The organism is Amycolatopsis sp. NPDC045836, assembly GCF_056431745.1.
The window spans coordinates 75,188-89,955 of the sequence record NZ_JBWKKF010000005.1 but is presented as its reverse complement, the minus strand read 5'-3'; the positions used below and the strand labels follow the sequence as shown (position 1 = coordinate 89,955).

13 protein-coding genes are annotated in these 14,768 nt (G+C 72.6%); 1 reads left to right on the top strand and 12 read right to left on the bottom strand.

What is annotated here, in order from left to right; all coding sequences use genetic code 11:
* Positions 1-3 precede the first annotated feature (3 nt).
* The 4 genes from ftsZ to AC07EG_RS10130 form a co-directional block, all read right to left on the bottom strand.
* Positions 4-1,320: a cell division protein FtsZ gene (gene ftsZ / locus AC07EG_RS10145; protein ID WP_478252709.1), complete on the bottom strand. Its 1,317-nt coding sequence runs from the start codon at positions 1,318-1,320 to the stop codon at positions 4-6.
* Positions 1,321-1,557: 237 nt separating this feature from the next.
* On the bottom strand, positions 1,558-2,319 hold the full coding sequence (locus AC07EG_RS10140; protein WP_478252708.1) for an anti-sigma factor: 762 nt from the start codon (positions 2,317-2,319) through the stop codon (positions 1,558-1,560).
* On the bottom strand, positions 2,316-2,912 hold the full coding sequence (sigK, locus tag AC07EG_RS10135; RefSeq protein WP_478252707.1) for an ECF RNA polymerase sigma factor SigK: 597 nt from the start codon (positions 2,910-2,912) through the stop codon (positions 2,316-2,318). The genes AC07EG_RS10140 and sigK overlap by 4 nt, the downstream gene beginning before the upstream one ends.
* A gap of 81 nt (positions 2,913-2,993) precedes the next feature.
* Positions 2,994-3,509 carry a DinB family protein gene (locus AC07EG_RS10130; protein WP_478252706.1) on the bottom strand — a complete coding sequence of 172 codons (516 nt, stop codon included), beginning with the start codon at positions 3,507-3,509 and terminating at the stop codon, positions 2,994-2,996.
* Between the two features lie 255 nt (positions 3,510-3,764).
* Between AC07EG_RS10130 and AC07EG_RS10125 the strand changes: the two genes are divergently transcribed.
* Positions 3,765-4,385, top strand: a complete 621-nt coding sequence (locus tag AC07EG_RS10125) for a DUF6928 family protein (protein WP_478252705.1) — start codon at positions 3,765-3,767, stop codon at positions 4,383-4,385.
* An 11-nt stretch (positions 4,386-4,396) separates the two neighbouring features.
* Here the strand turns inward: AC07EG_RS10125 and AC07EG_RS10120 are convergent, their stop codons facing one another.
* The 8 genes from AC07EG_RS10120 to AC07EG_RS10085 all read right to left on the bottom strand — a co-directional run bounded on the left by AC07EG_RS10120 (position 4,397) and on the right by AC07EG_RS10085 (position 14,727).
* Complete coding sequence (locus AC07EG_RS10120; protein WP_478252704.1) at positions 4,397-5,203, bottom strand: cell division protein FtsQ/DivIB; 807 nt, start codon at positions 5,201-5,203, stop codon at positions 4,397-4,399.
* Positions 5,200-6,621, bottom strand: a complete 1,422-nt coding sequence (gene murC / locus AC07EG_RS10115; RefSeq protein ID WP_478252703.1) for a UDP-N-acetylmuramate--L-alanine ligase — start codon at positions 6,619-6,621, stop codon at positions 5,200-5,202. Before murC ends, AC07EG_RS10120 begins: the two co-directional genes overlap by 4 nt.
* The gene (murG, locus tag AC07EG_RS10110) at positions 6,618-7,688 is read right to left on the bottom strand and encodes an undecaprenyldiphospho-muramoylpentapeptide beta-N-acetylglucosaminyltransferase (RefSeq protein WP_478253078.1); all 1,071 of its coding nucleotides are present in this window, start codon (positions 7,686-7,688) and stop codon (positions 6,618-6,620) included. Before murG ends, murC begins: the two co-directional genes overlap by 4 nt.
* Positions 7,689-7,756: 68 nt before the next feature.
* Positions 7,757-9,220 (bottom strand): putative lipid II flippase FtsW, encoded by a 1,464-nt coding sequence (gene ftsW / locus AC07EG_RS10105; protein ID WP_478253077.1) that lies wholly within the window; start codon positions 9,218-9,220, stop codon positions 7,757-7,759.
* Positions 9,221-9,230: 10 nt separating this feature from the next.
* Entirely contained in the window at positions 9,231-10,631 is a 1,401-nt protein-coding gene (gene murD / locus AC07EG_RS10100) for a UDP-N-acetylmuramoyl-L-alanine--D-glutamate ligase (RefSeq protein ID WP_478252702.1), read from the bottom strand.
* An 18-nt stretch (positions 10,632-10,649) separates the two neighbouring features.
* On the bottom strand, positions 10,650-11,732 hold the full coding sequence (gene mraY / locus AC07EG_RS10095; protein WP_478252701.1) for a phospho-N-acetylmuramoyl-pentapeptide-transferase: 1,083 nt from the start codon (positions 11,730-11,732) through the stop codon (positions 10,650-10,652).
* Entirely contained in the window at positions 11,729-13,192 is a 1,464-nt protein-coding gene (locus AC07EG_RS10090; RefSeq protein ID WP_478252700.1) for a UDP-N-acetylmuramoyl-tripeptide--D-alanyl-D-alanine ligase, read from the bottom strand. Before AC07EG_RS10090 ends, mraY begins: the two co-directional genes overlap by 4 nt.
* On the bottom strand, positions 13,189-14,727 hold the full coding sequence (locus AC07EG_RS10085) for a UDP-N-acetylmuramoyl-L-alanyl-D-glutamate--2,6-diaminopimelate ligase (RefSeq protein WP_478253076.1): 1,539 nt from the start codon (positions 14,725-14,727) through the stop codon (positions 13,189-13,191). Before AC07EG_RS10085 ends, AC07EG_RS10090 begins: the two co-directional genes overlap by 4 nt.
* Between the last annotated feature and the right edge of the window lie 41 nt (positions 14,728-14,768).

The following is a 14,768-nucleotide window of genomic DNA, read 5'->3' as shown; positions in this document are numbered from 1 at the left end:
AGCTTAGCGACGCATGAACGGCGGAACGTCGACTTCGTCGTCACTGGGGTCGTCGGTCACCGGTACGGCGCGGCCGGGCAGGTTGCCCTGGGCGCCCGGCCCGGTGGAACGCGGCGTCGGGTAACCGGGACGGCTCCCGCCCGGCTGCGGCAGGCCGCCGGAGATCGAGCCGGTGCCACCGCTGAAGCCACCGGTGAGCCGGTCACCACCGGCGGGCGGCGGCGTGCGCTGCCCCGGCGTCGGGCTGCCCGGCCGGGACGGGGAGGAAGACGACAGCGGGGAACCGCCGGAACCGCCGACCTGACCGGCTTCGGCGGAGACCGTGGTGCTGCGCGAACCGACCGCGGACGGGTCGAGCTTCTTGTGCGTCGGCGCGCCGGCGTCGAACCCGGCCGCGATCACGGTGACCCGGACCTCGTCGCCGAGCGAGTCGTCGATGATCGTGCCGAAGATGATGTTGGCGTCCGGGTGCGCGGACTCCTGCACCAGCGAGGCCGCTTCGTTGATCTCGAACAGGCCGAGGTCGGAGCCACCGGCGATGGACAGCAGGGCGCCGTGCGCGCCGTCCATCGACGCCTCCAGCAGCGGCGAGTTGATCGCCTTCTCGGCGGCCTGCACCGCGCGGCCCTCACCCCGGGCGGAGCCGATGCCCATCAGCGCGCTGCCCGCCCCGGACATCACGCTCTTGACGTCGGCGAAGTCCAGGTTGATCAGGCCGGGCGTGGTGATCAGGTCGGTGATGCCCTGCACACCGGAGAGCAGCACCTCGTCGGCCGAGCGGAAGGCGTCCATCAGCGAGACGCCGATGTCGCCGAGCTGCAGCAGCCGGTCGTTCGGGATGACGATCAGCGTGTCGCACTCGTTGCGCAGCGCCTGGATGCCGTCCTCGGCCTGCTTGCCGCGGCGCTTGCCCTCGAAGGAGAACGGCCGGGTGACCACGCCGATGGTGAGCGCGCCGAGCTTGCGCGCGATCTGCGCCACCACGGGCGCGCCGCCGGTGCCGGTGCCGCCGCCCTCGCCCGCGGTCACGAACACCATGTCGGCGCCCTTGATGACCTCTTCGATCTCCTCGCGGTGGTCCTCGGCGGCGCGCTGGCCGACCTCCGGGGCGGCGCCGGCGCCGAGGCCGCGGGTGAGTTCGCGGCCGATGTCGAGCTTGACGTCGGCATCGGACATGAGCAGCGCCTGCGCGTCGGTGTTCACCGCGATGAACTCGACACCCTTGAGGCCGACCTCGATCATCCGGTTCACGGCGTTGACGCCGCCGCCACCGATGCCGACGACCTTGATCACCGCGAGGTAGTTGTGCGGGGGCGTCATCGGGATCCGCCTTCCTGATCGTGATTGTGCGTGTAACCGCGCCGGCGGTCGCCCCTCGAACGATACGGGCACGTCTCCACGTCTCCGCCCGAAACCCTCGACCTCTAGTCGAGGCTTAGAGTTATGTCAACTACCGACGTTGTCCAGGACGGTAGGGAGCCGCACGCCCGGAATCCAGGTGCCACGCCGCGCGCGTCGCAATCTCTTCGGCCACAACGCCTTCTTGTGTGGAAAGTGTCAAGCGGCCATCGAGATGGTCAGCAGGGGCGCGGTCGTCGGCGCCGGGGAACCCCCGCGCGGTTCCACCGTGACGCCGAGCGCGGCCACGCCGGTCAGTCCCTGCGCGGTGAGCACCGAACCCGGTTCCGGTCCGCCCGGCACCAGGCCCATCGACCGCACCTGGCCGTCGGTGTGCACCAGCCAGACCTGGTATTCGCGGTCCGGGGGGCGGGCGGGCAGGTTCGTCGCCATGAAGGCGGCCTTGTCCAGGCTCGGCGACATCACCACGGTGCCGTGGCCGCCGGGGTCGTGCGCGGTCACCACGTCGGGCGCGGCGAGCAGCTCGCCCATCGGCGCGTACTTCGCCGTGGCCTCGGCGGCCTGCTGCCTGGCGGCGTCCAGTTCGCCCTGCGTGCGCAGCGCGAGCCCGCCGAAGATCCCGCCGAGCGCCAGGCCGACCACGGCCGCGGCGCTGGTCAGGGCGACCAGCCAGCGCGGCGCTCCCCCACCGCGCCGCGACCGGCCGCCCCGGTCGCCACCCGCCGACGGCGGTTCCTGGCGGGTGGTGCGGATCGCCGCCAGCACCCCGGCCTTCATGCCGGGTGGCGGTTCCTCGGCCACGGCGTTCCCCAGTCGCGCGGCGGTCGCCCGCAGCTCGCGCACTTCCTGCGCGCACGACGGGCATTCGCCCAGGTGCCGCCGGAACCGTTCGCGTTCGACGTCGTCCAGCGCGTCCACGGCGTAGGCCCCGGCCAGCGTGTGCATGTCCGGCGAGGTCATGCGGTCACCCCCAAGCAGTCCCGCAGCCGGATCAGGCCGTCGCGGAGCCGGGTCTTCACCGTGCCCTGCGGGGTGGCCAGCACTTCGGCCACCTCGCGGTAGGTGTAACCCTGGTAGTAGGCCAGCAGCACCGACTCGCGCTGCAGTTCGGTCAGGTGGCCGAGGCAGCGGCGCACCTGCTGGCGTTCCAGCCGCGAGGTGACCGCTTCGGCCACCTCGTCGAACGGGCGGCTCCTGCTCGCCTCGAAGGTGGCCTTGACCTCGCGTTCGGTGCTCGCGCGGGCGGAGCGGACGCGATCCACCGCCCGGCGGTGCGCCATGGTCAGCGCCCAGTTGAGCGCGCTGCCGCGCTCCGGCGAGTACCGCGGCGCCGTGCGCCACAGTTCCACCAGCACCTCCTGCGCCACCTCCTCGGACTGCGCGCCGTCGCGCACCACCCGGCGGACCAGGCCGAGGATCGGCCCGGCCAGCCGGTCGTAGACCTGCTCGAAGGCGCGCTCGTCGCCCTTGGCCACGCGGACCAGCAGGTCCTCCGTCGCCGGTTCGGCGCCGGAGACCGGCCGCAGCTCACCGCGCGGTGCCGTCTCATCCATCGAGTCCTCCGAGTCGGTCGGCGGGAGCCACGGTATGCACATCGGTCCTTCGGAGCACCCCGGCGGCCGGATTGGTGCCGGCTACTCCCCCTTCTGCCCGTCGGTGAGTTCCCGCAAGAGGTCGAGGTGCCCGGCGTGGCGGCCGGTTTCCTCGATCATGTGCATCAGCACCCAGCGCACGGTCACTTCACCGTCGCGCAACGGCACCCGGTGGTCCAGTTCGAGCTTCGCGGCGATTTCGCGGCCGGCCTGGCATTCCGCTTCGTAGGCGTCGACGAGTTCGGCGATGGGCACGGTGGCCGCGGCGGTGAACTCGGCGTCGGGGTCTTCCTTGAAGCGTTCGCGCCAGGGGTCCTCCTGACCGCCGAGCACCACGGAGAACCAGTAGGACTCGACGTAGGTGAGGTGCCCGACGAGGCCGGCGATGGTGGTGTGGCCGCTGGTGGGCACGTGCACCAGCCGGGCCTGCTCGTCGGTGAGCCCGCGTGCCTTGAGCGAGATCGCGCTGCGGAGGAAATCGAGGAAACCGTTCAGCTGTTCGCGTTCGGTACCGGTCCGCGGTGGGTCGGGGCGCTCGGTCGTGTCCATGCCCGGCATTCTGCCGCGCGCGCCCCGGCCGGGCTGAGGGGTTGTCCAGTGCTCGCGGGGCATCAGCCAAGAGGTTGATGCGCCGGTGCCGCCCGCCGCGACATGCTCGAACGGCAACGGCGAGCCGAAGGGGGTCCGATGCCGGGAGGCGCCGACACTAGTCGAATCCGTGGTGCCCAGTTGGTTCACTTGCCGGGTCCCCGCTCGTTCCACCGGCGACCGCGTGTTCGCCGGCCGCCCGCGGTCCGGCAGGAAGGAGTTCCCATGGGTGCGGTGACGGCCTTGCTCGTGTACTCCGAGGACGACGCGAAGGTGGTGCTGCCGGGGCACCCCGTGCCCGACCGCGGCGCGACGCGGGCGATGGCGCGGCGGTTGCAGCCGCACGCGCGGCTGGAGGAAATCGGCGACGGCAACCTGCTGGAGAACGTGAACCCGCCCGAGGGCCGCATGTATGTCGGCTGCTTTCCCGGGCTCACCGTGATCTGCGCCCCCGAGGCGGCGGTGGACCAGCCGTCGCAGCTGCCGCCGAACCTGCTCGAACCCGCCGGTGACGCCACGGTGTACCTGCACGCCATGCACAGCGCCGTGGACTGGTTCGCCTACGCGATGTGGGAGCAGGGCACGCTGGTGCGTTCGCTCAGCCTGGCGCCGGAATACGGGATCCTGGAGGAAACCGGGGACGCGCTGATGTTCGAGAAGCCGTACTGGTCGGGGGACCGCCCGTCGCCGGTTTGGAGCCCGTTCCCGTTCCACCCGCTGGATCTGGGGGAAGAGGCCCTGCGCGCCCTGCTCGGCATCACCTATGAGGGAAAACCCTTCGAGGGCGATCCGGACCTGAAGGAAATCACCCTGCTCGGCTTCCGCTACGACGAACCCGTGGCTTGACGTGATCGCCGTCAGGAGACGGTGGGCAGTTCCGGGCTGGAGACGTCGTAGACCTTGCCCGGCTGGGTGAGCAGGGCGGCCAGCACCTTCGTCTTGCGGTCGAGTTGTTCCGCGTCGCCCCAGCGGATTTGGCGGCCGTCGTTGAGGTCGAGGCGGACGCTCCCGGGGGAGTCGGCGCCGACGGCGGCCACCTGGCCCCTTAGCTGCTGCGGCAGGGCGATCAGCACGGCCGTCGCGGCGCGGGTGGGTGGGTCGTCCGGGCCGACCCGCGCGAGTTTCAGTTCCGGCAGGCCCGCGGGCGCCACCGCCACCTTCTTGAACACGAAACCCGAATCGTCGACCAGGTGGATTTCCTGGCCGGTGTTGAAGAAGCCGATCGGCGTGCGTTCCGAGACGGCGATCTCGATGGTCGACGGCCACGACCGCGAAACGTCCGCGGTGGCCACGCCCGGCAGGGTGAGCACCCGGTCGCGGATCTCGTCGGTGTCCACGCGCAGCATCGCGCGCCGGTCCGGGACGGCGGCGACCGCGCGGATCTGGTCCGGCGAAAGGCTGTTCGCGCCCACCACGTCCACCGTGCGCACGCCCAGCAGCGACGTGAAGAAAACCAGGTACAGCACGGCGAGCACGCTGACCGCGCTGAGCAGCGCCACCCACCGGCGCTGCATCGCCTTCCGCCTGCTCGGCCGGGTGCCGGTGCGCTGCCGCGCGCGCTCCGGACGGCGGCCGCGGCGGCTGGCCGACGCCGAGCGCGCGGGCCCGCGCTCCTCGCCCGGCCCGCGCCGCCGCCGCTGCCTGGCTTCCCTGGCCGTGGTCACCAGCCCTGCTCGCTCCGGCTGTCCAGCTCGGCGAGGATTTCCGGCCCGAGCTGCGTGACGTCACCGGCACCCATGGTGATCACCAGGTCACCCGGCTTCGCCAGCTCGGCGGCCAGGGTGACCACCTGGTCGAACGCGGGCACGTAGTGCACCGAGGACGACACCGTCGAGATCTGGTCCGCGATCAGCGCCCCGGTGACCCCCGGCTCCGGCTCCTCGCGAGCGCCGTAGACGTCGAGCACGATCACCTCGTCCGCCAGGTTCAGCGCCCGCGCGAATTCGGCGGAGAAGGTCTTCGTGCGCGAGTACAGGTGCGGCTGGAACAACACGATCACCCGCCCCGTGCCCGCCGCGTGCCGCACCGCACGCAGCTGCGCTTCGACCTCGGTCGGGTGGTGGGCGTAGTCGTCGTAGACCCGGACGTCGCCGGAGCGGCCCTTGAACTCGAACCGCCGCCGCACCCCGCCGAACGCGGCCAGCCCTTCGGCCAGCTCCTCCACCGGCGCGCCCAGCTCGATCCCGGCCAGCAGCGCGGCCACCGCGTTGTAGGCCATGTGCTCACCCGGCACCGCGACCAGCACGTCCAGTTCCTTGCCGCCGACGGCGACGCGGACGACCCCGCCCTCGGGCCCCGGCGTGTAGTCGAGCACCTTCGCGTCGGCCACCCCGGTGACCGACCGGCCGTAGCGCTGCACGCGCACGCCGTCGGCCTCCGCCTTGGCCGCCAGTTCGGCGGCGGGCTCGTCGTCCCCGCAGGCGATCAGCAGCCCGCCCGGCTCCAGCCGCCGGACGAACTCGGTGAACACCCCGGTGTACGCCTCGGCCGTGCCGTGGTGGTCCAGGTGGTCGGGCTCCACATTGGTCACCACCGCGACCGACGGCGAGTAGGCCAGGAACGAACCGTCGCTCTCGTCGGCCTCGGCGACGAAGATGCCGCCGGTGCCGTGGTGCGCGTTCGACCCGGATTCGTTCAGGTCACCGCCGATGGCGAACGACGGGTCGAGACGGCAGTGCTGCAACGCCACGGTGAGCATCGAGGTGGTGGAGGTCTTGCCGTGCGTCCCGGCGATGCAGGCCACCCGGTGCCCCGCCATCAGCCCGGCCAGCGCCTCGGCCCGGTGCAGCACCGGGATGCCGCGCTCGCGGGCCGCGGCCAGCTCCGGATTGCCGTCCCTGATCGCGGTGGACACCACCACCGCGCTCGGCCCGCCGTCGAAGGCGTCCAGGTTGGCCGCCGCCTGCCCCACCGCGATCTTCGCGCCCTGCGCGCGCAACCCGGGGAAGGCGCGGGAGTCCTTCGCGTCCGAACCGGACACCTCGGCCCCGCGCGCGAGCAGGATGCGGGCGATGCCGCTCATCCCGGCACCGCCGATGCCGATCAGGTGCGCGCGCCGCAGCACCTCGGGGAGTTCCGTCATTTCGCCGCCGCCTCCAGCACGATCCGGGCCAGCACCTCGTCGGCCTCGCGGTGGCCGAGACCCACCGCGGCCGCACTCATCTCCGCCACCCTGGCCGCGTCGGCCACCAGCGGCACCACCAGTTCGGCCACCTTGCCCGGGGTCAGGTCCGCGTCCTCCACCAGCAGCGCCGCACCGGCGTCGACCGCCGGCTTGGCGTTGAGCCCCTGCTCGCCGTTGCCGTGCGGCAGCGGCACAAAAACCGCGGGCAGGCCCACCGCGGACACCTCGGCCGCGGTCATCGCGCCGGACCGGCAGAGCACCGCGTCGGCGGCGGCGTAGGCCAGGTCCATCCGCTCCAGGTACGGCACCGGCACGTACGCGGGCTTGTCCGGGAACTCCTGCACCACCAGCGTGTTCTTCGGGCCGTGCGCGTGCAGCACGCCGATGCCGGCGTCGGCGAAGTCCTTGGCCGCCCCGGAAACCGCGGTGTTGATCGAGGCGGCGCCCTGGGAACCGCCGAACACCAGCAGGGTCGGCGCGTCCGGGTCCAGTCCGAAGTGCTCGCGGGCCTCCGCCCGCAGCGCGGCGCGGTCCAGCGAGGTGATCGAGCGCCGCAGCGGGATGCCGACCACCTCGGCCCCGGGCAGCGGCGTGCCCGGCACGGCGACCGCGACGCGCCTGGCGAACCGCGCGCCGACCTTGTTCGCCAGCCCGGCGGTCTTGTTCGCCTCGTGCACCACGATCGGCACCCGGCCGCGGGCGGCCAGGTAGGCGGGCAGCGCGACGTAACCGCCGAAGCCGACCACCACGTCGGCACCGACCCGCTCCAGCACCTCACGGGTCTTCTTCACCGAGTCGCGCACCTTCAGCGGCAGCCGGATCAGCTCCGGCGTCGGCTTGCGCGGCAGCGGCACCGGCGGGATCAGCTCCAGCGGGTAACCGCGCTCGGGCACCAGTTTGGTCTCCAGGCCGCGTGCGGTGCCGAGGGCGATCACCTTCGCGTCCGGCCGCAGGCGCTTGACCGCGTCCGCGAGGGCGAGCGCTGGCTCGATGTGCCCCGCCGTGCCACCGCCGGCCACGACCACCGTCGGCGCCGCCTGCTCGACGGCTCGCCTGGCTCGGCTGGCCCTGTCCGCTCCAACTGCCGGGTCTGTCACCGACGTCCTCTCCGTGTCGAACTTCCGCGTGCCACGCCCGCCCTGCTGGCTCCGGCGCGGCGTTCGCTCGCGCGGGCCGCGGGACGGCCGCGTTTGGTACCGCTGCCGCGTGCCCCGGCGGAGCCCCGGCGCTTGGTCGGCGGGCGGTACGGCTCGGGCGCCGGCAGGCGCAGCAGGCGACCGAACTTACCGGGCCCCTGGGTGCGCAGCGCGGCCACCGCCTCCGGTTCGTGCCTGGCGCAGTTGGCCAGGATGCCCAGCAGCAGCATGGTCACCACCAGTGACGTGCCGCCGTAGGAGATCAGCGGCAGGGTCACCCCGGTGACCGGCAGCAGGCCGATCACGTAACCGATGTTGATCGCCGCCTGCGCGACCACCCACACCGTCAGCGTGCCTGCCACGATCCGGATCCACGGGTCCAGGTTACGCGTGGCGATCCGCATGCCGACCACGGCGAGCAGGCCGAACAGGCCGATCACCACCACGCAGCCGACGAACCCGAGTTCCTCGCCGATCAGGGCGAAGATGAAGTCGTGCTGGACGTTGGGCAGGTAGCGCCACTTCGACTGCCCCTGCACCAGTCCCTTGCCGAAGAAACCGCCCTCGGCGATGGCGTAGAGCGCCTGGTTCGCCTGCAGCCCCTTGCCCTGCGGGTCGGCGCCGGGGTTGAGGAAGGTCATCACCCGGTCCAGCCGGTACTGCGCGACCAGCGCCAGCACCACCGCCCCGCCGACCCCACCGGCCAGGATCACCCCGAACAGCCGTTTCGGCGCGCCGGCGAACCACAGCAGCGCGATCAGCACCACGCCGAGGGTGACCGTGCCGCCGAGGTCGGGCTGCGCCATCACCAGCGCGAACATCAGCAGCGCCGCGGGCACCACCGGGACCAGCAGGTGCCGCCACTGGTGCAGCACGTTGTACTTGATCACCAGGATGTGCGCGCCCCACAGCGCCAGCGCCACCTTGGCCAGCTCGACCGGCTGCAGCGAGAACGGCCCGACCATGAACCAGCCCTGCGAGCCGTTGACGTTCTTGCCGAGCGGGGTGAGCACCAGCATCAGCAGGCTGAGGCAAACCACCATGGCGGTGGAGGACAGCGCCCGGATCCGCCGCAGGGACACCCGCAGCCCGATCAGGAACGCCAGCGAGCCGATGCCGACGAACATCAGGTGCTTCTGGAACAACGCGTACACCGACGAGCCGGTCTTCGGGTCGTAGGAGGACGGCGAGGAAGCCGACAGCACCATCACGATCCCGATCACCGTCAGCGTGCCGGTGATGGCGAGCACCAGGTGGAACGAGGCCAGTGGCCGCGACAGCCACGCGGTCAGCGCGAACTGCTCGGTGGAGAAGCTCCGCGAGGGCCGCTCCCCGCGAGGGGCGCGGCCGAGCCGCCGGGCGACGCGTGTCGCGCCCGGTTCGGTGTTGTTCGTCTTGCCGGTGTTCCCGGTCCTGTTGATCCGATCCGGCCTAACCACTGCCACTGTTCAGCCCCCGACCTGCCAGGGCACGCACCGCGGCAGTGAAGGCATCGCCCCGCTGGGCGTAGTCGCGGAACATGTCCAGTGAGGCGGCCGCGGGCGCGAGGACCACCACGTCCCCGGGACGTGCCATGGCACTGGCCGCACCCACCGCCGCAGTCATGGGGTCATCGTCACCCGGGCGGAGCGTGTTCACCGGGACATCCGGCGCGTGTCGCGCCAAAGCGGCGGCGATCACCGGCGCGTCCACGCCGAGCAGCACCACCCCGCGCAGCCGGTCGGCGGCCGCTTCGACCAGCGCGTCCACCGCGGCGCCCTTGAGCTGGCCACCGGCGATCCAGACCACGTCGGGGTAGGCGCCGAGCGAGCCGGCCGCGGCGTGCGGATTGGTCGCCTTCGAGTCGTTGACGTAGCGCACGCCGCCGACCTCGCCGACCTCGACCGCCCGGTGCGCGCCGGGCTGGAACTCCCGCAGCCCCTTCGCGACCGCCTCGGCGGGCACGCCGCAGGCGCGGGCCAGCGCGGCGGCGGTGAGCGCGTTCAGCACGTTGTGCGGCCCGGCCGGGCGCACGTCGGACAACGCACCCAGTTCCTCGGCGCGGTGCACCGGATCGGCCACGAACGCGCGGTCGACCAGCAGGTCCTCGACCACGCCCAGCTCACCGGGGCGCGGGGTGTCCACGCCGATGCCCACCGTCCGCGCGCCCTCCGGCGCGTACGCGGCAGCCAGCCGGACGGACCACTCGTCGAGCGAGTTGTGCACCACGGTCGCCGAACGCCGGTGGATCTTGCCCTTGGCGGCGGCGTACTCGGCCATCGAGCCGTGCCAGTCGATGTGGTCCTCGGCGAGGTTGAGCACCACCGACGCGTGCGGGGCCAGCGTGCTCGACCAGTGCAGCTGGAAGCTGGACAGCTCCACCGCCAGCACCCGGTGCCCGGCGAGCACCGCGTCCAGCACCGCGTACCCGACGTTCCCGCAGGCCACCGCGTCCAGCCCGGCGGCACGCAGCACCGACTCCAGCATGCCGACCGTGGTGGTCTTGCCGTTGGTCCCGGTGACCGCCAGCCACACCGGCGGCTCCGGCAGGTCCTGCCCGATCCGCCAGGCCAGCTCGACGTCGCCGATCACCTCGGCCCCCGCCGCCTCGGCGGCGACGAGCAGGGGCGCGGTCGGGCGCCAGCCCGGGCTGGTCACCACCAGCGCGGTGCCTTCGGGTGGCTCGGTCAGCCCCGGCACCAGGGTGGCCCCGAGGCCGTCGAGTTCGGCCAGCCGCTCGGCGTTGCCGTCGGTGACGGTGATCTCGGCGCCCAGTCCGGTCAGCGCGGCGACCACCGACTTGCCGGTCACCCCGGCCCCGGCCACCAGCACCCGGCGTCCGGCCAGGTCCATCAGCTGCGTCCCTCCTGCTTATCCGCCGCCGGCGAGCTGCTCGCTGTAGAACAGGCCGAGGCCGAACATGCAGCAGATCGCCGAGAGCAGCCAGAACCGGATGATCACCGTGGTCTCGGCCCAGCCCGCCAGCTCGAAGTGGTGGTGGAACGGCGCCATCCGGAACAACCGGCGCCGGGTGGTGCGGAAGACCGCGATCTGCAGCACCACCGAGATCATCTCGACCATGAACAGGCCGCCGATGACGATGGCGAGCAGCTCGGTGCGGGTGGTCATGGACAGCCCGGCGACCAGGCCGCCGAGCGCCAGCGAGCCGGTGTCGCCCATGAAGATCTTCGCCGGGGCGGCGTTCCACCACAGGAAGCCGACGCAGGCGCCGGTGGCGGCCGCGGCGACCACCGCGAGGTCCAGCGGGTCACGCACGTTGTAGCAGGCGGCGGCTGGGCTCTCCGCGCAGCTGAGGCGGGCCTGCCAGAACGAGATCACCACGTAGGTGGCCAGCACCATCGCCGCCGCGCCACCGGCCAGCCCGTCCAGGCCGTCGGTGAAGTTCACCGCGTTCGACCAGCCGGAGATGACCACCAGGGTGAACAGCACGAACAGCGGGATCGGCAGCACGATCAGCTCGATGTCGCGCACGTAGGACAGGTTCATCGACGCCGGGCTGAGCCCGTTCTCGTCGGCGAACTGCAGCGCCAGCACCGCGAAGGCGACCCCGACCACCACCTGGCCGACGATCTTCGCGGTCTTGTTCAGCCCGAGGTTGCGCTGCTTGCGGATCTTGATGAAGTCGTCGAGGAACCCGACCACCCCGAGGCCGACGCCGAGGAACAGCACCAGCAGCCCCGAAGCCGACGGCCCGCTCGAGGCCGAGTTGCCCATCCAGTCGATCAGGTGGGCGACGAAGTAGCCGACGACCATCGCGACGATGATCGCCACGCCGCCCATGGTCGGCGTGCCGCGCTTGGACTTGTGCCCGGCCGGGCCCTCTTCGCGGATTTCCTGGCCGAAGCCCTGCCGCGAGAACACGCGGATCAGGTACGGCGTGAGCAGGATGGAGACCAGCAGGCCGACGGAGGCCGCGATCAGGATGCTGATCACGCGTCACCGCCGGTGGCCAGCACCGCGTCGGCCACCCGCCAGAGGGCGGCGACCTTGGAAGCCTTGACCAGCACCACGTCCTGCGGCCGCAGCTGCTCGCGCAGCAAGGCGATGGCGGCGTCGGTGTCGGGCACCAGGACGGACTCCTCTCCCCATGAACCTTCGTGGCTCGCGCCTTGGTGCATCGCGGCGGCGTCCTCGCCGACCACCACGAGCCTGTCGATGTTGAGCCGGACGGCCAGGCGGCCGATCTCGTCGTGCGCGGTCACGCTATCGGCACCGAGTTCGGCCATCACACCGAGGACCGCCCAAGATCGACGGCCCGTGCTCATCGAGGCGAGCGCCTTGAGCGCGGCGCGGACCGACTCCGGATTGGCGTTGTACGAATCGTTGAGCACCACCAGGCCGTCGGCCCGGGTGGTGACCTCCATGCGGCGCGCGGACCGCGGGGTGACCCCGGCCAGGCCCGCGGCGACGTCCGCCACCGAGGCACCCAGTTCGAGGGCGACGGCGGCGGCGGAAAGGGCGTTGCCGACGTGGTGCTCGCCGTGCAGCGGCAGCTTCACGTCGGCGGAACCGGCGGGGGTGACCAGCCGGAACGAGGCACGGGCCTGCTCGTCGAGCGTCACGTTCTCCGCGCGCACGTCGGCGTCCGGGTGCTCGCCGACGCCGACGATCCTGGCCTTCGTGCGCGAGGCCATGCCCGCCACCAGCGCATCGTCGAGGTTGAGCACCGCGACGCCGTTCTCGGGCAGCGACTCCGGCAGTTCGCCCTTGGCCTGGGCGATGCCCTCGCGGGAGCCGAACTCGCCGACGTGCGCGCTGCCGACGTTGAGCACCACGCCGATGCGCGGTGGCGCGATCTCGGCCAGGTCGGCGATGTGCCCCGGCCCGCGGGCGGACATCTCCAGCACCAGGTGGCGGGTGCTTTCGTCGGCACGCAACGCGGTCCACGGGTGGCCTAGCTCGTTGTTGAACGAACCGGGCGGCGCCACCGTCGGGCCGAGCGGTTCGAGCAGCTGGGCGATCAGGTCCTTGGTGGAGGTCTTGCCGGAGGAACCGGTCACGCCGACCACGGTCAGCCCGGTCTTCGCCAGTTCGTCGACCACGTACCGGGCGAGCTTGCCCAGCGCGGCCAGCACGGCGGCGCCCGAGCCGTCGGTGTCCCCGGCGAGCACGTACGACCGCGCGTGCGCCGGGTCGTCCTCCAGCCGCGGCACGATCACCGCGGGCGCGTCGACCTCACGGGCCGCGAGCACACCCGCCGCCCCGGCGGCGACCGCCTTGGCGGCGAACGCGTGCCCGTCGACCTTCGCCCCCGGCAACGCGAGGAAGAGGCCGCCTTCGGTGAGCTGCCGCGAGTCGAACTCCACCGAACCGGTCACCCGCGGGCTCCCGTCGGTGCCGTGCAGCCGCCCGCCGACGATTCCGGCGATCTCGGCCAGGGTCAGCGCGATCACGCGTGCACCCCCAGCCGGGTGCGGATCGCGGCTTCCAGTTCGTCGCGGTCGGAGAAGGGGTGCACCACGCCGCGGGCCTCCTGCCCGGTCTCGTGGCCCTTGCCCGCGACGAGCACGATGTCGCCGGGCCTGGCCAGTTCCACGGCACGCGCGATGGCCGCGCGCCGGTCACCGATCTCTTCGATCTCGCAGCCGGCGGCCCCGGCCGAGCGCGCCCCGGCGAGCATCGCCGCGCGGATCAGCTCGGGGTCCTCGGAGCGGGGGTTGTCGTCGGTCACGATCAGCACGTCGCTGCGCTTGGCCGCGGCCTCGCCCATCATCGGGCGCTTGGCGGTGTCGCGGTCGCCACCGCAGCCGAGCACGGTGAGCACCCGGCCGTCGGTGCGGGCGCGCAGCGCGTCCAGCGCCTGCGCCACCGCGGCGGGCTTGTGCGCGTAGTCGACCACCGCGGTGAACGGCTGGCCGAGGTGGACGCGCTCCATCCGGCCGGGCACCTCGACCGCGCCGATGCCGCGGACGATGTCCGGCAGCTCCACCCCGGTCACGTCCAGGATGGCCGCGGCCAGCAGGGCGTTGGCCACGTTGAACGCACCGGGCAGCGGGATCTTCGCGGTGGCGGTGCGCCCGCCCGGCGCGTGCACCGCGAAGGACTGCTCGCCGGTGGGCAGCGCGGTCAGCTCGGTGGCCGTCCACGCGGCGTCGGTGTCCGGCTCGGTGGACACGGTCACCGTGTGCGGGGTGACCAGCGCCTGCCCCCAGGCGCTGTCGACCACCACCACCTCGGTGGTGGACCGGCCGTCGAACAGCAGCGACTTGGCGGCGAAGTAGTCCTCCATGTCGCGGTGGAAGTCCAGGTGGTCCTGGGAGAGGTTGGTGAACGCGCCGACGGCGAACCGGGTGCCGGTGACCCGGCCGAGCGCCAGCGCGTGGCTGGAGACCTCCATCGGCACGTGCGTGACGCCCCGCTCCACCATCACCGCGAACAACGCCTGCAGGTCGGGCGCCTCGGGCGTGGTGAAGGCGCTGGTCAGCCGCTCGCCCGCGATCCGGGTCTCCACCGTGCCGATCAGCCCGGTGGTGCGGCCCGCGGCCTTGAGCCCGGCGTCGACCAGGTAGGCCGTGGTGGTCTTGCCCGAGGTGCCGGTCACACCGAGCACCGAGAGCTTCAGCGAGGGCTCACCGTAGATCCAGGCGGCCATCAGGCCCAGCGCCTGCCGCGGCTCGGGGTGCACGAGCACCGGCACCCCGGCGTCGCGCACGGCCGGGCGCTCGGCACCGGCCTCGTCGGTGAGCACCGCGGCGGCACCGGCGGCGATCGCGGCTTCGGCGAAGTCGGCGCCGTGGGCGCGGGCTCCTGGCAGCGCGGCGAACAGGTCACCCGGCAGCACGTGCTGGGCACGCAGGGTCGCCCCGGTGACCGCGTTCTCCGCGCTCTCGGGTGGCGCGATCAGCCGGGCGTCCGCACGGGCGACCAGCGTGTTCAGGGGGACCGGCTCGGTCAGCGCCGGCCGGGGCGGGGCGACGACGGCCTTCACCGGGCTGTCCGGCACCTGCCCGCCGGACCTGCCAGGCCCAT

Bases quoted from the DNA above. Each gene is read 5' to 3' on its own strand.
- ftsZ (WP_478252709.1), bottom strand. From the start codon at position 1,320: ATGACGCCCCCGCACAACTACCTCGCGGTGATCAAGGTCGTCGGCATC.
- AC07EG_RS10140 (WP_478252708.1), bottom strand. From the start codon at position 2,319: ATGACCTCGCCGGACATGCACACGCTGGCCGGGGCCTACGCCGTGGAC.
- sigK (WP_478252707.1), bottom strand. From the start codon at position 2,912: ATGGATGAGACGGCACCGCGCGGTGAGCTGCGGCCGGTCTCCGGCGCC.
- AC07EG_RS10130 (WP_478252706.1), bottom strand. From the start codon at position 3,509: ATGCCGGGCATGGACACGACCGAGCGCCCCGACCCACCGCGGACCGGT.
- AC07EG_RS10125 (WP_478252705.1), top strand. From the start codon at position 3,765: ATGGGTGCGGTGACGGCCTTGCTCGTGTACTCCGAGGACGACGCGAAG.
- murC (WP_478252703.1), bottom strand. From the start codon at position 6,621: ATGACGGAACTCCCCGAGGTGCTGCGGCGCGCGCACCTGATCGGCATC.
- murD (WP_478252702.1), bottom strand. From the start codon at position 10,631: ATGGACCTGGCCGGACGCCGGGTGCTGGTGGCCGGGGCCGGGGTGACC.